At 64.3% G+C, this 21,113-nt stretch carries 19 protein-coding genes and 1 tRNA gene; 11 read left to right on the forward strand and 9 right to left on the reverse strand.

What is annotated here, in order from left to right:
• Positions 1-45: 45 nt before the first annotated feature.
• From AB3147_RS20220 to hutI, 10 genes are all read left to right on the forward strand, one after another.
• Positions 46-543, forward strand: coding sequence for a (R)-mandelonitrile lyase (locus tag AB3147_RS20220; protein ID WP_367352811.1), 498 nt, complete (start codon positions 46-48; stop codon positions 541-543).
• A 97-nt stretch (positions 544-640) separates the two neighbouring features.
• Positions 641-1,318, forward strand: coding sequence for a carboxymuconolactone decarboxylase family protein (locus AB3147_RS20225; protein WP_367352812.1), 678 nt, complete (start codon positions 641-643; stop codon positions 1,316-1,318).
• A 166-nt stretch (positions 1,319-1,484) separates the two neighbouring features.
• Positions 1,485-1,958: a (2Fe-2S)-binding protein gene (locus AB3147_RS20230; RefSeq protein WP_175185736.1), complete on the forward strand. Its 474-nt coding sequence runs from the start codon at positions 1,485-1,487 to the stop codon at positions 1,956-1,958.
• A complete protein-coding gene (locus AB3147_RS20235; RefSeq protein WP_367352813.1) occupies positions 1,955-4,246 on the forward strand; it encodes a xanthine dehydrogenase family protein molybdopterin-binding subunit in 2,292 nt (763 codons plus the stop codon). Before AB3147_RS20230 ends, AB3147_RS20235 begins: the two co-directional genes overlap by 4 nt.
• A gap of 73 nt (positions 4,247-4,319) precedes the next feature.
• Complete coding sequence (locus AB3147_RS20240; protein ID WP_343737177.1) at positions 4,320-5,285, forward strand: XdhC family protein; 966 nt, start codon at positions 4,320-4,322, stop codon at positions 5,283-5,285.
• A gap of 90 nt (positions 5,286-5,375) precedes the next feature.
• A complete protein-coding gene (hutC, locus tag AB3147_RS20245; RefSeq protein ID WP_279974892.1) occupies positions 5,376-6,119 on the forward strand; it encodes a histidine utilization repressor in 744 nt (247 codons plus the stop codon).
• A 255-nt stretch (positions 6,120-6,374) separates the two neighbouring features.
• Complete coding sequence (hutU, locus tag AB3147_RS20250) at positions 6,375-8,054, forward strand: urocanate hydratase (RefSeq protein WP_367352814.1); 1,680 nt, start codon at positions 6,375-6,377, stop codon at positions 8,052-8,054.
• Between the two features lie 97 nt (positions 8,055-8,151).
• Positions 8,152-9,681 (forward strand): histidine ammonia-lyase, encoded by a 1,530-nt coding sequence (gene hutH / locus AB3147_RS20255; RefSeq protein WP_367352815.1) that lies wholly within the window; start codon positions 8,152-8,154, stop codon positions 9,679-9,681.
• A 122-nt stretch (positions 9,682-9,803) separates the two neighbouring features.
• Entirely contained in the window at positions 9,804-11,234 is a 1,431-nt protein-coding gene (locus AB3147_RS20260) for an amino acid permease (RefSeq protein ID WP_218344405.1), read from the forward strand.
• 54 nt (positions 11,235-11,288) lie between these two features.
• Positions 11,289-12,503: an imidazolonepropionase gene (gene hutI, locus AB3147_RS20265; RefSeq protein WP_218344404.1), complete on the forward strand. Its 1,215-nt coding sequence runs from the start codon at positions 11,289-11,291 to the stop codon at positions 12,501-12,503.
• Between the two features lie 358 nt (positions 12,504-12,861).
• Here hutI and AB3147_RS20270 read toward each other — a convergent pair whose 3' ends face one another.
• The gene (locus tag AB3147_RS20270; protein ID WP_105239900.1) at positions 12,862-13,152 is read right to left on the reverse strand and encodes a hypothetical protein; all 291 of its coding nucleotides are present in this window, start codon (positions 13,150-13,152) and stop codon (positions 12,862-12,864) included.
• 448 nt (positions 13,153-13,600) lie between these two features.
• Positions 13,601-14,716: an acyltransferase family protein gene (locus AB3147_RS20275; RefSeq protein WP_218344403.1), complete on the reverse strand. Its 1,116-nt coding sequence runs from the start codon at positions 14,714-14,716 to the stop codon at positions 13,601-13,603.
• Between the two features lie 495 nt (positions 14,717-15,211).
• Between AB3147_RS20275 and AB3147_RS20280 the strand changes: the two genes are divergently transcribed.
• Positions 15,212-15,664: a hypothetical protein gene (locus tag AB3147_RS20280; protein ID WP_218344402.1), complete on the forward strand. Its 453-nt coding sequence runs from the start codon at positions 15,212-15,214 to the stop codon at positions 15,662-15,664.
• A gap of 219 nt (positions 15,665-15,883) precedes the next feature.
• Here AB3147_RS20280 and AB3147_RS20285 read toward each other — a convergent pair.
• From AB3147_RS20285 to AB3147_RS20315, 7 genes are all read right to left on the reverse strand, one after another.
• Positions 15,884-15,960 (reverse strand) — tRNA-Arg (locus AB3147_RS20285).
• A gap of 143 nt (positions 15,961-16,103) precedes the next feature.
• On the reverse strand, positions 16,104-16,688 hold the full coding sequence (locus AB3147_RS20290) for a helix-turn-helix domain-containing protein (protein WP_175124382.1): 585 nt from the start codon (positions 16,686-16,688) through the stop codon (positions 16,104-16,106).
• Between the two features lie 85 nt (positions 16,689-16,773).
• Positions 16,774-18,066: an NAD(P)/FAD-dependent oxidoreductase gene (locus tag AB3147_RS20295; RefSeq protein ID WP_367352816.1), complete on the reverse strand. Its 1,293-nt coding sequence runs from the start codon at positions 18,064-18,066 to the stop codon at positions 16,774-16,776.
• Between the two features lie 9 nt (positions 18,067-18,075).
• Positions 18,076-18,765, reverse strand: coding sequence for an amino acid ABC transporter permease (locus AB3147_RS20300; protein ID WP_175139291.1), 690 nt, complete (start codon positions 18,763-18,765; stop codon positions 18,076-18,078).
• 2 nt (positions 18,766-18,767) lie between these two features.
• Positions 18,768-19,460: an amino acid ABC transporter permease gene (locus tag AB3147_RS20305; RefSeq protein ID WP_175124385.1), complete on the reverse strand. Its 693-nt coding sequence runs from the start codon at positions 19,458-19,460 to the stop codon at positions 18,768-18,770.
• Between the two features lie 18 nt (positions 19,461-19,478).
• Positions 19,479-20,270, reverse strand: a complete 792-nt coding sequence (locus AB3147_RS20310) for an ABC transporter substrate-binding protein (protein ID WP_175124386.1) — start codon at positions 20,268-20,270, stop codon at positions 19,479-19,481.
• Between the two features lie 86 nt (positions 20,271-20,356).
• Complete coding sequence (locus AB3147_RS20315) at positions 20,357-21,106, reverse strand: amino acid ABC transporter ATP-binding protein (RefSeq protein ID WP_056563861.1); 750 nt, start codon at positions 21,104-21,106, stop codon at positions 20,357-20,359.
• Positions 21,107-21,113: the final 7 nt, after the last annotated feature.

Here is a 21,113-nt window from a genome sequence, read left to right on the forward strand (position 1 = left end):
GCGCGGCAGACAGCGCCGCCGCCCAACGAACAGAGGCAGAAAAGCATGCAAAAACACGTAAGCAAGATCGCGGTCTGCGCCGCGCTCGTCCAGACGGCGGCGGCGCAAGCCGCGGAACCGCAGCCCACCGCCTCCCCCGCGGCCCAGCAGATCGCACGCGCGGGCGCGCAGGCATCCATCGCCGGTCCGGACGACTACTTCACGGGCCGCGCGCGCATCGAACCCGTGTGGGCGGCGGACAAGGACGTCAATGCTTCGGGCGCACTTGTCACCTTCGAGCCCGGGGCGCGATCGGCCTGGCACACGCACCCCGCCGGACAGCGGCTTGTGGTGACGTCCGGCGTTGGACTGACCCAGGAATGGGGCAAGCCCGTGCAAGAAATCCGCCCGGGCGACGTGATCCACTGCCCGCCCGGCGTCAAGCACTGGCACGGCGCCGCACCCGGCACGGCGATGACCCACCTGGCCGTCACGCCGTCGGTCGATGGCAAGAACGTCAACTGGATGGAGAAGGTCAGCGATGAACAATATGCCTCGCGCTAAGGCCCGCGTGACCCAATTTCGCACTCGCGCGCTTGCCGCTGCCGTTGGACTGGCCGCAGCGATCGCCCTGCCCATCCACGCGCAAGGAGCCTCCAACGTGACAGACAAGACAAAGACGGCGACGCAGGCCCCGGACTCGCTGTCCGCCCGCCAGGCGGCGATCGTGCCCATTGCCGCGTTTGCGGCAACCGGCGACATCGCGCGGCTGAACGCGGCGCTTGAACAAGGTCTGGATGCCGGATTGACGGTCAGCGATGCCAAAGAGGTGCTGGTGCAGCTGTACGCCTACGCCGGCTTTCCGCGCAGCCTCAATGCCCTGTCCGAACTGATGAAGGTAAGGCAGGCCCGCCAGCAACGCGGCATCCAGGATGCGCCCGGCGCCGAGCCCAGCCGGCCGATCCCGCAGGGCGACGCGCTGCTGGCCGCCGGAACGGCCAATCAGACCAAGCTATCCGGCGGCCCGGTCCAGGGCCCCTTGTTCGACTTCGCTCCCGTTGCCAACGAATACCTGCGCACGCACCTCTTTGGCGACATCTTCGAGCGCGACAACCTCGATTGGCAAAGCCGCGAAATTGCTACGGTAAGCATGCTGGCTGCACTGACGGGCGTCGAATCGCAACTGCAATCGCACATGCGGATCAGCATGAACGTGGGTCTGACGGCGCCGCAACTGCGCCAGCTTGCCCAGGTGCTGGCGTCACACGTCGACGCGCAGACGGGCCGCCGCGCAACGGACGCGTTGGACCGGCAATTGCTGGCGCAAGCCGGCAAGTGACGGCAAGGGCCGGCTCCTGTGCAGGCAGCACCGGCCCCGGACACTGGCGAATTTGTCCCTTTAATGAACCAACCCGGGATTTTTTGGGCAAAATTCCGGACTCAAGCAGTGATCCCCGCCACCCGAGGCAAGGCAGCTTGTCGTGCCCTCCCCCAGGACTCCCTTCATGACGCAATTGCAAATCAACGGCCAGACCAAGGACGTCAACGTCCCGGATGAAATGCCGATCCTATGGGTCCTGCGCGATGAACTGGGCATGACCGGCACCAAGTTCGGCTGCGGCATGGCCTTGTGCGGCGCCTGTACGGTGCATATCGACGGTACGCCCGTGCGATCCTGTCTGACGCCCGTCTCCGTGGCCACCGGCCGCCAACTCTCCACCATCGAAGGCATGGAAGCCGATCCGGTCGGCCGGGCGGTGCAGGCGTCCTGGGTTACCAATAACGTCGCGCAATGCGGCTATTGCCAGGCTGGCCAGATCATGACGGCGGTAAGCCTGTTGAAGGCGACTCCCAATCCGACCGAACAACAGATTGCGGACGCCATGAGCGGCAACATCTGCCGCTGCGGCACGTACCCGCGGATCCTCGCGGCCATTCAGCAGGCCGCAGCCCGCCTCGCCCAAGGAGGCAAGCAATGACCGCCGCCGTTCAGCATTCGCGCCGCGCCTTCCTGCAGGGCAGCCTGGGCGTACTCACGCTGGCCGTCACCGCAAAGGGATGGGTCACGGCGGCGGTGGCCGCCGAGCCGGCTGCCAAAGCATACGGCGCCGACAGCATGCCCGGCGGCACCGTGGACGACCCGCTCGTCTTCGTCAGCATTGCTGCCGATGGCGCCGTCACCATCGTGGCGCACCGTGCCGAGATGGGCACCGGCGTGCGCACCAGCCTGCCGATGGTGGTGGCCGACGAAATGGAAGCACGCTGGGAACGCGTGAAGGTCGTGCAGGCCCCCGCCGACGAATCCCGCTACGGCAATCAGAACGTCGACGGTTCGCGCAGCATGCGCCACTTCCTGATGCCGATGCGGCGCGTGGGCGCAGCCGCCCGGCAGATGCTCGAAGCGGCCGCGGCGGCGCGGTGGTCTGTGCCCATTGCCGAGGTCAAAGCCGAACAGCACGAAGTGCTGCATGTGCCGAGCGGCCGCCGTCTTTCGTATGGCGACCTGGCGGCGGACGCGGCCAAGCAGCCCGTGCCCGCGGGAAACGCCCTCAAACTCAAGGCCCGGTCCGAATTCCGCTACATCGGCAAGAACCAGGTGCGCCTGGTCGACCTTGAAGCCATCGGCAAAGGCCAGGCGATCTACGGCATGGACATGCGCCTGCCCGGCATGGTCTACGCCGTCGTTGCGCGCCCGCCCGTCGTGGGCGGCCGGGTGCGCCGCGTCGACAGAGCCAAGGCGCTCGCCGTACCAGGCGTGCTGAAGGTCGTTGAAATCCCCGCCATGCAAGGGGCGCCCGCCTTCCAGCCGCTCGGCGGTGTGGCGGTCGTTGCGCGCAACACCTGGGCCGCGCGGCAGGGGCGCGATGCGCTGCAGATCGAATGGGACGACGGTCCGAACGGCGCCTATGACTCCGTCGCCTACCAGCAGACGCTGCAGGCGGCGGCGCGCGCGCCCGGCAAGACGATGCGCAACCAGGGCGACGCCGCAAATGCCTGGAACAACGCGCCGGAAGCCGAGCGCGTGTCCGCGGAGTACTACGTTCCGCACCTGGCCCACGCGTCGATGGAGCCGCCCGTCGCCACCGTGCAAATCCAGGGCGATCGCGCCGAGGTCTGGACGTCCATCCAGAATCCGGTCGCTGCCCGGGACGCCGTGGCCGCGCGCCTGAAGCTTGAGCCCGCCAACGTCAAGGTCAACGTGCTGCTGCTGGGCGGCGGTTTCGGCCACAAGTCCAAGCCCGATTTTGTGGACGAAGCGGCCATCGTCGCCCGCGCCATGCCCGAAGGCACGCCGGTCAAGCTGGTCTGGACCCGCGAAGACGACATCCATCACGACTACCTGCACACGGTCTCGGTCGAGCGCCTGGAAGCCGTCATGAACACGCAGGGGCAAGTCCAGTCCTGGCTGCACCGCAGCGCCTCCCCCACCATCGCGTCGTTGTTTGCGCAAGGCGCCAAGGGGCAGCAGATGTTCGAGTCCGCCATGTCGGCGATCAACATGCCCTATCGCATTCCCAATGTGCGCGTGGAAACCGCCGAAGTCGAAGCCCATGCGCGCATTGGCTGGTTCCGGTCCGTCGCCAACATTCCGCATGCCTTCGCGGCCCAGTGCTTCATCGATGAACTCGCGCATCGCGCGGGCAAGGATCCTCAGGCATTCGCGCTGGATCTCATTGGCCCCGCGCGCCAGATCGATCCCGGCACGTTGGCCGACACCTGGAACTACACCGAATCGCCTGAGCGCTACCCCTACGACACCGGCCGCCTTCGCGGCGTGATCGACGCCGCGTGCAAGGGCGCGGGCTGGGGCCGCACATTACCGAAGGGGCATGGGCTTGGGCTGGCCTTCTGCTACAGCTTCATGAGCTACACCGCCACGGTGGTCGAGGTGGCGGTGGACGACAAGGGCGAGATCCGCGTCGTCGCCGTGGACATGGCGATGGACTGCGGCCCGCAGATCAACCCCGAACGCATCCGCGCGCAGATGGAAGGCGGCGCCATCATGGGGCTGAGCCTGGCGCTGACCAGCGAGATCACCTTTGAAAAAGGCCGCGTCAAGCAAAGCAACTTCCACGACTACGAGGTGCTGCGCCACAACGCCTCGCCGCGCGTGATCCGCACGCATCTGGTCAACGACGACCACGCGCTGCCACCGGGCGGCGTGGGCGAACCGCCAGTGCCGCCCGTCGCCCCCGCGCTGTGCAATGCGATCTTCGCCGCGACGGGCAAGCGGATCCGCACACTGCCGGTCCGCAAGCTGGCATAAGCGGAAAGCCAATCTATGACTGAATCAGGGCCGTCCGCCATGAACGCCTTTTTGATCCAAAGGAAGCACGCCCATGGAAAGCGTTGATGTCCGCGTGCTGCGCGCGGCGCGCGACTGGCAGGAGGCCGGGCATCGCCTGATGCTGGCTACGGTCGTCAAGACATGGGGCTCGTCGCCGCGGCCCGTGGGGTCCATGATGGTGCTGCGCGAGGACGGCCGTTGCATCGGCTCGGTGTCCGGCGGCTGCATCGAGGACGACCTGATCCACCGCTACACGCGGGCTTACGGCGACGGAAGCATTCCACAATCGGCGCCCGAACTCGTCCGCTACGGCGTCACGGCCGACGAGGCGCACCGGTTCGGACTGCCCTGCGGCGGGACGCTTGAACTGCTTCTGGAATTTGCACCGGACGGCGGAATACTGAATGAACTGGTCCGCCGGCTCGAGACCGGCCAGCTCGTACAGCGGACGGTCGATTGCGCCAGCGGCGCGGTCACGCTGAGCGACGCCTCGGCGCCGGAGGCCCTGCATTTCGATGGCGTCACCCTATCCAGCACGCTGGGCCCGCAGTACAGGCTGTTGCTGATCGGCGCAGGGTCGCTGGCCGAGTACGTCGCCACCATGGCGCTGTTCAATGATTTTGCGGTCACCGTGTGCGATCCGCGCATCGAGCATCTGGGCACCTGGTCCGTCGACGGCGTGGCATTCACCACCGAAATGCCCGACGACGCCGTACGCGCGCTGAACCCGGATTCCCGCACGTGCATCGTGGCGCTCAGCCATGACCCCAAACTTGACGACATGGCGCTGCTGGAAGCGCTGCACAGTCCTGCCTTCTACGTCGGCGCCATCGGCTCGCGCCGTAACGCCGCCAGCCGCCGGCAACGGTTCATCGAACATCTGGACGAAACCGAAGCATCCGTGCAGCGGCTGCACTCGCCAGTCGGTCTGCACATCGGCAGCAAGACGCCGGCCGAAATCGCGGTGAGCGTGATGGCGCACATTCTGGCGGTGAAGAATGGCGTGATGACGGGATAGGGGCGCCGCCGTTCGCAAGTGATGTGTACCTGTCTATACTAGGAACCGCATCTTTCCTTGCTTACGTATCGCACTCCCAGGATCCCACCCGTGGCCGCTTCTCCCCCCCGATTGCCCGTCCCGGCCAATGCCCTGCCCGCCCCGCTGTACGCGCAGGTCAAACAGATGATCGCGCAGCAGATCCGCAGCGGCGCCTGGCCTGCGCATTACCGCGTGCCGTCCGAAGCCGAGTTGGTCGATGAACTGGGATTCAGCCGCATGACGATCAACCGCGCACTGCGCGAACTGACCGCCGAAGGCCTGCTGGTTCGGATGCAAGGCGTCGGCACGTTCGTCGCGCAGCCCAAGGCGCGCTCGGCGCTGTTCGCCGTGAACAACATTGCCGACGAAATCGCGGCACGCAATCACCGCCACCACAGCCGCGTCGTGCGGCTGGCCGAAGAACCGGCCGGCGCCGAGCAAGCGCAGGCGTTGGACATCCGCGCAGGCCAGCCAGTGTTTCATTCACTGATCGTCCATTACGAAGACGACGTACCCATCCAGCTTGAAGACCGCTACGTCAATGTCCGCCTTGCGCCCGACTACCTGCTGCAGGACTTCACGCAAAGCACGCCGTACGAATACCTGACGCGCGTGGCGCCGCTGAGCGCCGGCGAGCACGTGGTCGAAGCCATTCTTGCCAAGCCGCGCGAATGCCAGTTGTTGCAGATCGACCGCGAAGAACCCTGCCTGCTGATCCGCCGGCGCACCTGGTCCGGCGACCGCGCGGTGACACTGGCCCGCCTGATCCATCCGGGTTCCCGTCACCGGCTGGAAGGCAAGTTCACAACGTGACGTTCACCGCTTTCCGCACGCTGTACCTATGACGCGACGAGTCGCTTCCGACTGAACTGCAACGCGCCAGTGCGGCGCCCTCCCGCATGACTTTTCCCATGCCGAAATCTCACAGGTTTCGGCATTTTTCATTGGGGTAATCCCTCAGTCCGAAACCAGTCATCTGCTATTGTATATACAACCATAGTCGTCTTAAGATCTTCTCACCATGGCGCTGGATCACAGCGCGCCTTGACCCGATCCAGGAGACTTCACTTGAACCCATCCCCCCGATTCCGCGACGTCGCCATCCGCGCCCCGCGCGGCAGCCAACTCAACACCAAAAGCTGGCTGACCGAAGCGCCCTTGCGCATGCTGATGAACAACCTCGACCCCGATGTGGCCGAAAACCCGAACGAGCTCGTCGTCTACGGCGGCATCGGCCGCGCGGCCCGCGACTGGGATTGCTACGACAAGATCGTTGAATCGCTCAAGGCCCTGAACGACGACGAAACCCTGCTCGTGCAATCGGGCAAGCCGGTAGGTGTTTTCAAGACACACGCCAACGCGCCGCGTGTCCTGATCGCCAACTCCAACCTTGTCCCGCACTGGGCCACCTGGGAACACTTCAACGAACTGGACGCCAAGGGCCTGGCCATGTACGGCCAGATGACCGCCGGCAGCTGGATCTACATCGGCAGCCAGGGCATCGTCCAAGGCACGTACGAAACCTTTGTCGAAGCCGGCCGCCAGCATTACGGCGGCAACCTGTCCGGGCGCTGGGTGCTGACCGCCGGCCTGGGCGGCATGGGCGGCGCGCAGCCGCTGGCCGCCACGCTGGCCGGCGCGTGCTCCCTGAACATCGAATGCCAGCAAAGCCGCATCGACTTCCGCCTTCGCACCCGCTACGTGGACGAACAGGCAGCCAACCTGGACGACGCGCTGGCCCGCATCGCCAAACACACGCAGGCCGGCCGCGCCGTGTCCATCGCGCTGTGCGGCAACGCCGCCGAAATCCTGCCCGAACTCGTGCGCCGCGGCGTCAAGCCCGACATGGTCACCGACCAGACCAGCGCGCACGATCCCTTGAACGGCTACCTGCCCGCCGGCTGGTCCTGGCAGGAATACCGCGACCGCGCCCAGCGCGAACCGGCGGCGGTCATCAAGGCCGCCAAGCAATCCATGGCCGTGCACGTGCAGGCGATGCTGGCCTTCCAGCGCCAGGGCATCCCCACCTTCGACTACGGCAACAACATCCGCCAGATGGCCAAGGAAGAAGGCGTCGCCGACGCGTTCGACTTTCCCGGCTTCGTTCCGGCCTACATCCGTCCGCTCTTCTGCCGCGGCGTGGGCCCCTTCCGTTGGGCTGCGCTGTCCGGCGACCCGCAAGACATCTACAAAACCGACGCCAAGGTCAAGGAACTGATTCCCGACGACGCCCACCTGCATCATTGGCTCAGCATGGCCCGCGAGCGCATCAGCTTCCAGGGCCTGCCCGCGCGCATCTGCTGGGTCGGGCTGGGCGAGCGCGCCAAGCTGGGCCTGGCGTTCAACGAAATGGTGCGGTCAGGCGAACTGTCGGCGCCCATCGTCATCGGCCGCGACCATCTCGATTCCGGCTCGGTCGCCAGCCCCAACCGCGAAACCGAATCCATGCGCGACGGCTCGGACGCCGTTTCCGATTGGCCGCTGCTCAACGCCCTGCTCAACACCGCCAGCGGTGCGACGTGGGTGTCGCTGCACCACGGCGGCGGCGTCGGCATGGGCTTCTCGCAGCACTCCGGCATGGTCATCGTGTGCGACGGCACCGACGCCGCTGCCGAGCGCATCGCCCGCGTGCTGACCAACGACCCTGCCACGGGCGTGATGCGGCACGCGGACGCCGGCTACCAGATCGCCATCGACTGCGCACACGAACAGGGCTTGAACCTGCCCATGGTGACCGGCAAGCGCTGACACCCGCGCGGCGCAGCCTCGCGATGGACCAGCCCGCGCAACAGACCGCATGACAACGATAGCAAGCAGCCGGACCGCCGGCGTAGGAGAAAGAGGAATGGAATTGCATGTGAAACCGGGCCACTTGACGCTGGCCGACCTGCGGCGCGCCTATCAGCAGCCCGTTAGCCTGACGCTGGATCCCGGCGCCGCGCAGGCCATCGACGCCAGCGTGGCCACGGTTGAACGCATCATCGCCGAAGGCCGCACCGTCTACGGCATCAATACGGGCTTTGGCCTGTTGGCCTCGACCAAGATCGCGCGCGAAGACTTGCAGGCGTTGCAGACTTCGCTGGTCCGCTCGCACGCAGCCGGCGTGGGCGAGGCGCTGGACGACGCCATGGTGCGGCTCATCATGGTGCTCAAGATCAACAGTCTGGCTCGCGGTTATTCCGGCGTGCGCCGCCATGTCATCGACAGCCTGATCGCGCTGGTCAACGCGGGCGTGTACCCGCACATTCCGCTCAAGGGTTCCGTGGGCGCCTCGGGCGACCTGGCCCCGCTCGCGCACATGTCGATGGTCCTGCTGGGCGAAAGCCAGGCACGCTACCAAGGCGAATGGCTGCCCGCGCGTGAGGCGCTGGCGCGCGCGGGCCTCGCGCCGCTCACGCTGGCCGCCAAGGAAGGGCTGGCCCTCTTGAACGGCACCCAGGTGTCCACCGCGTTCGCGCTGCGCGGCTTGTTCGAAGCCGAAGACATGATGGCGGCAGGTCTGGTGTGCGGCAGCCTGAGCGTCGAGGCCATGCTGGGCTCGCGCGCCCCCTTCGACGCCCGCATCCACGCCGCGCGCGGGCAGCTTGGACAGATCGACGTGGCCGCCGTCTACCGCAGCCTCTTGGGCGACGACAGCGAAGTCGGCCACTCCCACGCCGATTGCGGAAAGGTGCAAGATCCCTACTCGCTGCGCTGCCAGCCCCAGGTGATGGGCGCCTGCCTTACGCAGATCCGCCACGCGGCGCAGGTACTGGAAATCGAATCGAACGCCGTGTCCGACAACCCGCTCGTGTTCGTCGAGCAGGGCGACGTCATCTCCGGCGGCAACTTCCATGCCGAACCCGTGGCGCTGGTCGCCGACAACCTGGCGTTGGCGCTCGCCGAAATCGGCGCCCTGGCGGAACGGCGCATCGCGCTGATGATGGACAAGCACATGTCGCAGTTGCCGCCATTCCTGGTGCGTAAGGGCGGCGTCAACTCGGGGTTCATGATCGCCCAGGTGACAGCGGCGGCACTGGCCAGCGACAACAAGGCACTGGCGCATCCGGCCAGCGTGGACAGCATGCCCACCTCGGCCAACCAGGAAGACCATGTGTCGATGGCGCCCAACGCAGGCAAGCGGCTGTGGGCCATGGCCGACAACGTGCGCGACATCCTGGCCATCGAATGGCTGGGCGCGTGCCAGGGCCTGGACTTCCGCGAAGGGCTCAGGACGTCTCCGCAACTGGAAGCCGCGCGCCGCGCCCTGCGCGAGAAGGTGTCCCACTACGAGGAAGACCGCTTCTTCGCGCCGGACATCGCGGCGGCCAGCGGCCTGATCGACGCGCAAGTCATGAACGGTCTGATGCCCGCGGGGCTGCTGCCCAGCCTCTGACGCTGCCCCTCTGCCGGCCGGACGCATCCGGCCGTCATCGCCTCGCCGCGCGCACGGGCCCATCAGAAGGCACCTGCGCGGCGCTTTATGAGAGACCGACCAAGGAACCGAGAGAGACAACGATGCAAGCATCCTCGCAGTCAGACACACCGGCAGAAGCGCAGACACTCAACCGCGGGCTGAACGCCCGGCACATCCGCTTCATGGCATTGGGCTCGGCCATTGGCACGGGCCTTTTCTATGGGTCGGGCAAGGCGATCCAGGCGGCGGGTCCTTCGGTGCTGCTGGCCTATCTGGTCGCGGGCGCCGCCGTCTATATGGTCATGCGCGCCCTGGGAGAAATGTCGGTGCGCAACCCGGTGTCCGGCTCGTTCGGCCACTACGCCACGCAATATCTGGGACCGCTGGCCGGCTTTCTGACAGGCTGGACCTATGCATTCGAGATGATCATCGTCTGCCTGGCCGACATCACCGCGTTCGGGCTGTACATGGGATTCTGGTATCCGGACGTACCGCGATGGATCTGGGTCCTGTCCATCGTCTGCTTCATCGGCGCCATCAACCTGCTTTCCGTCAAGGTGTTCGGCGAACTGGAGTTCTGGCTGTCGCTGCTGAAGGTCGGCGCCATCGTCGCGATGATCGCGGGCGGGCTAGGCATCATGCTGTTCGGTATGGGGATGGGCGCAGACAGCCCCGCCACCGGCGTGCACAACCTGTGGGAGCATGGCGGCTTCATGCCCAATGGCGTGGGCGGGTTGATCGCATCGTTGGCCGTGGTGGTGTTCGCGTTCGGCGGCATCGAGATCATCGGCATCACCGCCGGCGAAGCCAAGGACCCTGCCCGCACCATCCCCCGCGCCATCAACGCGGTGCCCATGCGCATCCTGCTGTTCTACGTGTTGACGCTGTTCGTGCTGATGTCCATCTTCCCGTGGACGCAGATAGACGGCAAGAGCAGCCCGTTCGTGCAGATCTTCGACAGCCTCGGCATCAGTTCCGCGGCCACCATCCTGAACATCGTCGTGATCTCAGCTGCGGTATCGGCCATCAACAGCGACATCTTCGGCGCGGGCCGCATGCTGTTCGGCATGGCCCAGCAAGGCCAGGCGCCGCGCGGATTTGCCTCCGTATCGGCCAACGGCGTGCCGTGGATGACGGTGGTGGTGATGTCCGTGGCGCTGCTGGTGGGCGTGCTGCTCAACTATCTGATTCCGGAGAACGTATTTCTCTTGATCGCGTCCATCGCCACGTTCGCCACGGTGTGGGTGTGGTTGATGATCCTGCTGTCGCAGGTGGCGATGCGGCGCAAGATGCGTCCGGAAGAGATCGCGCAACTGAAATTCCCCGTTCCGCTCTGGCCGCTGGGACCCTTGCTCGCCATTGCCTTCATGGCCTTCGTGATCGCGGTGCTGGGCAATTTTCCAAGCACACAGCAGGCGTTGGGCGTGGGCGTTGTCTGGATCGCGCTACTTTGCCTGGCCTATCGCTTCTGGGTATATCCCAAGCGCCTGCCGGACCGCGAACCCCTGCCTGCGGCCCAGGGTTCGGATTGATCGACGCAGCGCCGGGCCATGGATTCCGCCGGCGCCTGCACCAAGGAGAAACGCATGAGACAAGTCTGGCGACACTGCCACGCCGCCACGATGGCCGGCGGCACGTATTCCGCAATCGAGAACGCGGCCATCGTGACCCGGGCCGATCGCATCGAATGGATCGGCCCGGATTCGGAACTACCCTCCGTCGATGCCGCGCACGTCCACGACCTGGGCGGCGCGTGGGTCACGCCCGGACTCGTCGACTGCCACACCCACCTGGTATTCGGCGGCGACCGCAGCCGCGAATTCGAACAGCGCCTGCAAGGCGTCGACTACGCCACCATCGCCGCCCAGGGCGGCGGCATCGCCAGCACCGTACGCGCCACGCGCGCGGCAACCGAAGACGAACTGTACGCCAGCGCCCACCGCCGTGCGCTGCAGTTGCTGCGAGATGGCGTGACGACATTGGAGGTCAAGTCGGGATACGGGCTCGATCTGGAGAATGAACGCAAGATGCTGCGCGTGGCCAGGCGCCTGGGTCAGACGCTGCCGCTGACGGTGCGTGCAACCTGCCTGGCCGCGCACGCGCTGCCTCCAAAGTTCACAGGGCGTCCGGATGAGTACATCGACGAAGTTGCTCTGACCATGCTGCCGGCGCTGGCCGCCGAGGGGCTGGTCGATGCCGTGGATGCCTTTTGCGAACACTTGGCATTTACGCCGGTGCAGGTGGAGCGGGTGTTTCAGGCGGCTGCCCGGCTGAACCTGCCCGTGAAGCTGCATGCGGAACAACTGTCATCGCTGCACGGCGCGAATCTGGCGGCGCGCTATGGCGCCTTGTCTGCCGACCATCTGGAGTACCTGACCGAATCGGATGTACTGGCGATGGCCAAGGCGGGGACAGTCGCGGTGCTGTTGCCCGGCGCGTTCTATGCGCTGCGTGAGACGCAGTTGCCGCCGGTGGATCTGCTACGGCAGCACGGCGTGCCGATCGCGATTTCGACGGATCTGAATCCTGGGACGTCGCCGGTGCTGTCGTTGCGGTTGATGCTGAACATGGCGTGTACGTTGTTCAGGATGACTCCCGAGGAGGCGCTGGCGGGGGTGACGGCGAACGGGGCGCGGGCGTTGGGGTTGTCAACGACGCACGGGACGCTGGAGGTGGGGAAGGTGGCGGATTTTGTGGCGTGGGAGATCACGCATCCGGCGGAGCTTGCGTATTGGGTGGGGGGGGATGTGGCGAAGCGTGTGGTTCGGCGTGGGGCTTTGGTCGACGTGCCTGCGCAGTGAAACGCATCAATCCAGGACTCAACTCCAGGCGCGTCAGGTCCCACCCGCTGTCTTAGCCGCGCCGGAGCTGGCGGACGCTCAACATCGAAAAAAAGCAAAACCTATAGTTACCTTGAAAACCGGCAAGACCGCCACCGCATCGCCAACGCGGTGACCTCCCTGGCTGATCTTCCAAATGCTCAGAACGTGAAGGCCCTGACGAACCACCAGCGAATCGCGGCCGCGCTGGGTCTTCGGTTCGATCAACTCGACATCTGATTTCGAAATGCAAAAGCCCCTACAGGGTTATCCCTATCGAGGCTCACGGGGGCGACTACGACGATGATCGTCGCAAAAATCGATCGCCCCGAAAGACGACTCAGGCAGTCAAAAACCGCACGACTTCCGCCCAATCATTCGTCGACAGCGCCACATCCTCGTAGTCGCCTTCTTCTTCGTCCCAACGCGAGACGCAGTAGCGCTGGCTTCTGCCGGATTCGCGGTCGGCGTAGTTGGCGTAGTCGACATACACCTTCAAGCCGCGCTCTTCGTTCACGAAGGACGGGGCGGCGTCGATGCGCTCGGACGCGTCGACGTAGCCTTCGGGCAGCGTCGGAAGGGTGGTTATGTCGTAGCGGGGAAATTCGCGACGCAGTCGGTCTAGGTTCATAAGGAAAGCCAGTGGAGCTGGCGCGGCAGGAGGGGCTCGAACTTCGGCCCCGAGGGCTTGGAAAGCCTGGGTTAAATGAGGCTAACGCCTTGAATTTGCGCGCGTCTTTCTGCTCTGCGTTAGAACAGGTTCAAGTTGTGGGCTCTGATTATATGCGGCTTTGCAGCCGTCTGTTCCAACGCGCCATGTCCTGGTTCATTCCCCGATCGCCGAAGGATGCCGGACCTGTACTCACTGGAACGGCGAGGCAACCGACTAGGGCGCAGGACGTACAGCCGGTGTGAGCCTGACTGCAACAGGGCTCGGCCTAGGCGTCGACCACGATTTGGTGCCGGGCCAAGCACTCCGGGTCTGGGCAATGGCCTGGGAAGTTTTCAGTCACCCAGCTTCACCATGAACGAAAAAAAGCCCGAAGGTGCTTGGAGAAAATGAATTGCCTATCGCCAGGCTATGTGCTGGCCACCGAAGCCTTGGATAAATGCCGACGTCGCATGAAGGGCGCCTCGATGAACCGGAAGGAAATAGAGCCGGCAAGGAAAGACACCGACATGGAAATCACTAGCGTCAGCAGATACTGAAGCCGAATGTCGTAGTTCTGCCGAGCTACCGTGGCCTGTATCCACGGGAAGAACACCAGGTGCCAGATATAGAGGCTGTAGCTAGCCCTTCCGATCCACACCAGCCATTTTTGCTCAAGAGCACGCGTCACCTTTGACTGAGGCGAGGATTGCAAGACCGCGAACAGCATCATCGCAATCGCAACCGACAGCGCCGTATACCCTACCATCTGTAGCCAGGAGACCATCTTGAATGGCTTGGAATCGAGCGCCAAGCTAGAAAGCAGAGCAACAAATACAAGCACACCGATCAAACCGGCGGCTGAGCGATAACGCTTGTAGTCGTTCAAATTGATGCAGGCGAGAAGGCATCCCAGCGCCAGGGAATCGGCCCTGCACAGCGAGAATGAATAGATGGCGTTGTCGGACACCCCAAAATGCACAAATGCCATTCGGCACGCCAACGCTGCCGCAACCAACACACCTGCGGCGCGCTTCACTGACCCAGTCATAAATACCAGCAGGGGGAAGAGCAGGTAAAAATGCCACTCCACCGCGAGGGACCAAAAATGCACAAGCGAAAAATAGGGATCGCCTAGTGCGTTACGGTCGCCGAAGCTGGCTTCAATGTTGGAGGTCAACGTCCACAACAGGTACTGATTGTTAAAAGCCTTGCTGCCCGGGACAAAGAGCCATGCAACTGCCCCAAATACGAGGAGGCAGAAAATGTAAGGCGGTGCCAGACGACGGAAACGCCTACCGATAAAGTTCGAATATCCGGCTATGGAAGAAACAGGGCGCGTTTTCAGTACTTTGGCGATCAGGTACCCGGAAAGGACGAAAAAAATATCGACCCCCACCCAGCCAGTACCTGCGACCCCTGCGAATACTTGCCACCCAACGCCAAGCAGCCGCAGTTGAGGGACAAACCCGGCAGTGAAATGAAAGGTCATCACCACTAGCACGGCGATGGCACGCACCCCGTCCAGGCCGGGAATGTAGCTCAATGAACTTGCGTCGCGGATTCCGATCTGCACAGCCAGGGACCACTTTGAAAAAGTCGACGGATGTTAGCATCCGCCACCATATCCCGCCGACGCCTGACTCTCGGGAACGGCCGCCTACTAGGCGGCCTATGCTGCCATCAGAGCAGGACGCTGGCGCCGGATCGACCGGTCTGCTGAAAGCCGCACCGGTGTATAAATCGGCGAGCATGGGCACACCGTTGGCTCCCGCACTTGAGATTGAACGACAAGCTTGGTCGACTCCATACCCGCGGGTCACTTTCAGCGGGTTCCACGCCGCAACCTTGCTTGAGAAATAGGCCCGCCAAGCGTACCCGACGCGAGACAGCATTACTGGGAGTTAAGCAGCAGTGAGCGCCGCAGATTTATCTGAATGTCAAGCCAATTAGGTTAGGAATCTTGATCTAGTAATTACTACAGATTGCAGGGCTGTCATAAATTGGTAAATTGGTTCAAGCTCTTGGAGCGATCTGACGATTGAGTGAAGCCAAACAACCTACGACTAAAATGGAGCAATCGATGACCCGGCCAATTATCGAGCACATCGTCAATAAGGCAAAAGAAAAGCTGACGATCGTCGCCACCGACGAGCCATGCACTGCCGGCATGAACCACCTTTATGTAGTGAGTGGGTTTAACGCGCAGACCAATCCGTCGCGCCAGCATGTCGAGGACTGTCCATCCTCTGCTGAGAAGATAGAAATCCTTTTCCAAAACGGTCCGGTTCTCGATTTGGTTCCAAACGGCGTTACAAATGAAGCACTGCTGGCTGTCGTAGTTGACCGCCTGCGCTGCATCCAGGCCGGACTTGGCGCGTCCCCCGCCTATGGAGTTGCACTAACGAAGCTCGAGGACGCGCTTGATTGCCTTAAGCACAGAACGATTTTGATGGATCGGTTTCAAGTCAGAGGCGTGCCTCTTAGCAGCTAGACGACACCCGACTCGCGATCCAACAGGCAGAGTGAGATCTTAAGGAAGCAGGGGCCGACCAATCATCGGTCCTTTTCTCTTGCCACGCACCTGAATTGCGAACTGCAACCATCAGAGGCGATGCAGCCCAAAAGATTCATCCATCCGCATTTTTTTCTAATAATGGCCTGAGCAACGAACTTCCCCGTCACGCGATACCTTGATTTGCTTCGGCAACTCTGGCGCGGCAGGAGGGGCTCGAACCCCCGACCTCAGGCTTAGAAGGCCCGTGCTCTATCCAGCTGAGCTACTGCCGCGCGTTGTGGTGACGCCCGGAACCCGTCCGGGCCGCGCATTTTACCCTGTTGCGGGAAAAGTGGGTCGTCCCCACATCAGTCGCCCCCAGCGGCTCGCCCCGAGCGGGCCGCTCCCAAGCGGGTCGCCCCCAAGCGGGTCGCCCCTACTCCTCGCCTATATCCGTATGCGTGGACACCCACAACACAATCGCATCCTCCGGACTGAGGCTGATCACCCGGTGCCCCATGCGGCTATCTATATAGAAGCTCTCCCCCGCCTTCAGCCGGGCCGGTTCATAGAACTCCGTATAAAGCTGAACCTCTCCCTCCAGCACATACACAAACTCCTCCCCCCCGTGCCGGCTCCAGTCCTGAAACTCGTCAAAGGCGCGCGCCTTGACGCGGGTATGAAACGGCATCATGCGCTTGTGCGATAGCGCAGTGCATAGCAACCGATGATCGTAATACGGAGTTTCGTACTGCCGGCCTTCGCCCTGGCGGCTCAGGCTGCGGCGGCCGGTGCCCATGTGGGCGTCGGAGGCGGTGAAGAGTTCGGCCACGTCCAGGTCCAGGCCCGCGGCGATCTTGATCAGGTTGTCATAGGTGGGAGACAGCAGGCTGTTCTCGATCTTGGACAGGGTGGACGCGGACACGCCGGTGGCCTCGGCCGCCTGCTTCAGAGTCCACGCGCGCGCCTGGCGCAAGGCTCGCAGCCGTTGTGCCAATGCGCTCTGTTTGTTGCCTTGCATCTGTATACCCTGTCATGCCCGCAGTAGTCAGGCCCGCAATACTCAGGCCCAAGCCCTCAGGCCCGAATCCTCAAGCCCGCAATAGTCAGCCCCGCGATTGACGCTCACGCCACCAATCACGCGCCTGGTAAGACCAATAAGTCAGTTGAACCGCCGCCGTGCCCAGGCTTCCGCCGTTCCAGGCCAACCCGAACGGTTCGAAGAGCTTGTAGCGCTGCGTGTCGCCGGCAATGCCCTCGGCCACGACGCGTCCGCCCACGGACGTGGTGTTCATGCCGTGTCCGCCGAACGCGGTGCAATACCAGACATTCGGACCCAGCAGGCCGATCTGCGGCATCAGGTGCCGCGCGTAGGCCATGCGTCCCGACCACGCTGCCTCCACGCGCACCCCTTGCAATTGGGGGTAGACGCTGAGCAGTTCGCGGCGCAGGGACTCGGCCAGATCGGGCGGGTCGTCGACACGGGTGGTGATTCTACTGCCCCAGCCGATGCGGCCGCCATCCAGGACGCGGTAATAGTTGCCGGCGCGCCGGTCGTCGCCGATGGCCGCATTGCTGCGGATGGCTTCGCGCACGCGGTCGCCCAGCGGTTCGGTCAGCATGATGTAGGTGGCGATGGGCAGCATTGCGCGGCGCAGGGCCGGCACGACGTCGCCCGTGTAGCCGCCGGTGGCCAGCACCACGGTGGCGGCGTCGATCTGGCCTTGCTCGGTCTTCAGGTGCTTGACCGCGCCGTCGAGCGTGGCCTGCACGACGGGCGAATCCTCGTGGATGCGCACGCCTAGCCGCACGCACTCGCGGGCCAGCGCGCGCGCGTAGTTCAGCGGATGGAAGTGAAAGGACGAGGGGTCTTCGATGCCCTGATGGTAGACGTCGGACACCAGCCGTTCGCGAACCTGGCTGCGCGAGAGCAGCCGCACGTCGCGCCCGAAGTCGCGCTGCTGGCTGTCGCACCACTGGCGCAGCGCGTCGGTGGCCTCGTAGCGCACGACGCGCAGCCGTCCGTCGACCTTGTGGGCGTCGGCGATGCGCAGGTCGCGGATGTTGTCGCGGATGATCTCGACGCCCTCCATCGACAGCCGGTAAAGCTGGCGGTAATGGTCTTCGTCGACGTGCTTGCGGATGGCGTCGGCGCCCGCGGAAAACGCCGGTGACACCGAGCCGCCGTTGCGGCCCGAGGCGCCCCAGGCGATCCGCCGCGCTTCCAGCAGGGTCACGTTGCGGCCGCGCCGGGCCAGTTCCAGCGCCGTGGACAGGCCCGCCAGCCCCGCGCCGATCACGCAGACGTCGGCGCTGGCCGCGCCCGCCAGCGGCGGATAGTAGGTGTCGCCGTCGGCGATCGTGCGCTTGTAGTAGGTGTCGATGTACTCGGAGACCATGGTGTCGGCTCAGTGCAGGCCCGCGCCTTGCAGGCCCCCGGTCAGGCGCTTTTCCAGCCAGTTGGCCAGGCGCAGGAGCGGGTAGCAGTAGATGAAGTAGATGGCGGCGATCATGCCGTAGATGAACAGCGATTTGGCCGGGAAGGTGATGATGAAGACTTCCCCCTGGCGGGTCAGCTCGGTAATACCGACCACGGACAGGATGGCGGTGCTTTTGATCAGCATGACGTACACGCCGCTCATGGGCTGCACGATCAGGCGCATGGCCTGCGGCAGGATCACCAGCCACAGAATCTGCAAAGGGCGCAGGCCCAACGTCATTGCGCCTTCGGTCTGTCCGCGCGGCACGGCCTGGATGGCGCCCATGACAATTTCCGCCACGTAGCAGGACGTGTACACCGACAGCGCCACGAAGGCCGCCGTGCCGGAATCCCAGTGCAGCAGCTCGATACCCGAACTGGGCAGCACGAAGTAGACGATGTAGAGCTGCACCAGAAACGGCGTGCCACGCAGGATGTGGATGTACAACCCCAGGATCTGATGCACGCCACGGATGCGGTAGCTGCGGATCACGCCGATCACGAAACCCAGCAGCGAGCCGGCAATAATGGCTACAAACGAGATCTTCAGCGTCTCCCAGAAGCCCTTGAGCAGAAAAGGCAGCACGACGCCGGCGGTGGAAAGATAGGAGTCCAGCATGATTACCTCGCGTTCCAGGCCGGGCCGGCCAGCCACAGGCTGACGCCCTTGGACAGCAGCAGCATGACGCAGTAGATCAGCAGATAGCCTGCCGCGATGGTCAGGAAGGCTTCGTTGGGCACGATGCGTTCGCTGTTCATCTGCACGCCCGCGGCAACCAGTTCAAAGACCGTGATCAGCGACAGCAGCGACGTGTCCTTGATGAGTACGGCGGTCTGGCCCAGCAGCGGCGGCAGCGTATTGGCGAATGCCTGCGGCAGCACCACGTAGCGCAGACGCTGGTGGTAGTTCATGCCGCAGGCCTTGGCGCCTTCGATCTGGCCGCGCGGCACGGACTCGATGCCGACGCGGATGATTTCGCTCATGTAGGCCGCGTGGTGCAGGGTCATGGCGAGGATGCCCAGCACCATCTCGCTCCAGCCCTTGGCGCCCGGCACAAGATAGGGCACCGCGTAATAGACCAGGTAGATCTGCACGAGCAGCGGCGTGGAGCGCACGAATTGCACATACGCCGCCACCGGGCGCCACACCGCGCCGCGGGACGACATATGGGCAAGCGCGAGCGGAACCCCGGCCAGCACCGACAGCACCAGGCTTGCACCCGCAGCGATCAGGGTGTTGGCCAGGCCTTCGGCAAATTGGCCCGTGTACTGGCTGACGATGCGCCAGTTATAGAAATCGATCAGCCAGTCCATGGGCGGTCCCGTCTCCGATCAGTGGTCTTTCTTCCAATCGGTGGAATACCAGTACTGGACCAGTTCCGGCAGCGAGTTGTCAGCGGTCTTCAGCGTCTGCCAGTTGTCCAGCCAGAATTTCAGGCGGAACGCGTTGGGGCCGACGGCAAACGCCAGGGGCTCGCGCACCATTACGCCCTCAAGCACGCGCAGGTTGCCGAAGTCGACGAGAAACTGGTTGGCGGTGGACAGCGACATGATGCCGGCATCCAGCCGGCCGCTGGACAGCGCCTGGCCAACCGGCGCGCTGCCGCCCGAGAACTCCTTGAGCGTGGCCGTGGGCAGCATCTTCTTGCCGACTTCGGCGTAGGTGCTGGCGCCCAGCGCGCCGACGGTAACGCCCGACTTGTTCAGTTCGGCGTAGTTCTTGTACGGGGAATCCTTGGGCACCACGGCGACGGTGTCGGCGTAGAACATGGGCAGCGAGAACAGCACCTGCGCGGCGCGCTGCGGCGTGGGCGTCATGTCGGCGGCCACCATGTCGGCCTTGCCTGACAGCAGCGCAGGCAAAAGGCCCTTCCATTCATAATCCTGCAGCACCAGCTTCACGCCCAGGTCGTCGGCCATGCGCTTGGCGACTTCCACGGCCAGCCCCGTGCGCTTGCCCGTCTTGTCCATGAAGCTCATCAGCGGCCCCGAGGTCTGCACCGCCACGCGCAATTCACCGCGCTTGATGATGTCGGAAAGTTCGTCCGCCTGTGCCGGCAGGGCCACGGTGGCGGCCGCCAGGGCGACGCTGGCCACGCCCAGCCATTGTTTGATTTTCAACATTGCTAACCCCTTTGGTGATTGGACCCATATCGTTCCGGGCAAGGCACATCGCGCCGGCAGCGCCCGGATAAGCCGGACCGGCGGGACTACAGAATCTTTTCCAGGAAGGCGCGGGTGCGCGCCTCTTTGGGGTGGCCGAACACTTCGTCGGGCGTACCCATCTCCACGATGCGGCCCGCGTCCATGAAGAGCGCGCGGTCGCCCACGTCGCGGGCGAAGCCCATTTCGTGCGTCACCACCGCCATCGTCATGCCATCGCGCGCCAGGGCGCGCATCAATTCAAGAATGCCGCCCACCGTTTCAGGATCGAGCGCCGACGTGGCCTCGTCGAACAGCATCAGTTGCGGGTCCATCGCCAGCGCGCGCGCAATCGCCACGCGCTGCTGCTGGCCGCCGGACAACTGGCTGGGGTAGCGGTCGCCGAACTCCGCCATGCCGACGCGGCCCAGGAGGTCGCGGGCGTAGCGTTCGGCATCGGCACGGCTGCGGCCGCGCACCACCCGCTGGGGTAGCGCCACGTTGTCGAGCGCAGTACGGTGCTGGAACAGGTTGAAGTGCTGGAACACCATGCCGACGTCGGTGCGCCAGCGGTTGACGTCGGTGGCCGGATCCGTCAGCGACACGCCATTGACGCGGATCGTGCCGCTGTCGATGCTTTCCAGGCCGTTCAGGGTGCGCAGCAAGGTGCTCTTGCCCGAGCCGGACGGACCAACCACGACCATCACCTCGCCGCGTTCGAGCTGGCAATCGATGCCGTCCAGCGCCAGATGCGGGGGATGCCCGTCGCGCTGATAGGTCTTTTTGACTGCCTGAACAACGAGCAACGGTTCCGCCACGAATTCA

The organism is Achromobacter animicus (assembly GCF_040775605.1).
In the GTDB taxonomy this organism is placed as follows: Bacteria; Pseudomonadota; Gammaproteobacteria; order Burkholderiales; family Burkholderiaceae_B; genus Achromobacter; species Achromobacter animicus.

Bases quoted from the DNA above. Each gene is read 5' to 3' on its own strand.
- AB3147_RS20220 (WP_367352811.1), top strand. From the start codon at position 46: ATGCAAAAACACGTAAGCAAGATCGCGGTCTGCGCCGCGCTCGTCCAG.
- AB3147_RS20230 (WP_175185736.1), top strand. From the start codon at position 1,485: ATGACGCAATTGCAAATCAACGGCCAGACCAAGGACGTCAACGTCCCG.
- AB3147_RS20235 (WP_367352813.1), top strand. From the start codon at position 1,955: ATGACCGCCGCCGTTCAGCATTCGCGCCGCGCCTTCCTGCAGGGCAGC.
- AB3147_RS20240 (WP_343737177.1), top strand. From the start codon at position 4,320: ATGGAAAGCGTTGATGTCCGCGTGCTGCGCGCGGCGCGCGACTGGCAG.
- hutH (WP_367352815.1), top strand. From the start codon at position 8,152: ATGGAATTGCATGTGAAACCGGGCCACTTGACGCTGGCCGACCTGCGG.
- AB3147_RS20260 (WP_218344405.1), top strand. From the start codon at position 9,804: ATGCAAGCATCCTCGCAGTCAGACACACCGGCAGAAGCGCAGACACTC.
- hutI (WP_218344404.1), top strand. From the start codon at position 11,289: ATGAGACAAGTCTGGCGACACTGCCACGCCGCCACGATGGCCGGCGGC.
- AB3147_RS20270 (WP_105239900.1), bottom strand. From the start codon at position 13,152: ATGAACCTAGACCGACTGCGTCGCGAATTTCCCCGCTACGACATAACC.
- AB3147_RS20290 (WP_175124382.1), bottom strand. From the start codon at position 16,688: ATGCAAGGCAACAAACAGAGCGCATTGGCACAACGGCTGCGAGCCTTG.
- AB3147_RS20295 (WP_367352816.1), bottom strand. From the start codon at position 18,066: ATGGTCTCCGAGTACATCGACACCTACTACAAGCGCACGATCGCCGAC.
- AB3147_RS20300 (WP_175139291.1), bottom strand. From the start codon at position 18,765: ATGCTGGACTCCTATCTTTCCACCGCCGGCGTCGTGCTGCCTTTTCTG.
- AB3147_RS20305 (WP_175124385.1), bottom strand. From the start codon at position 19,460: ATGGACTGGCTGATCGATTTCTATAACTGGCGCATCGTCAGCCAGTAC.
- AB3147_RS20310 (WP_175124386.1), bottom strand. From the start codon at position 20,270: ATGTTGAAAATCAAACAATGGCTGGGCGTGGCCAGCGTCGCCCTGGCG.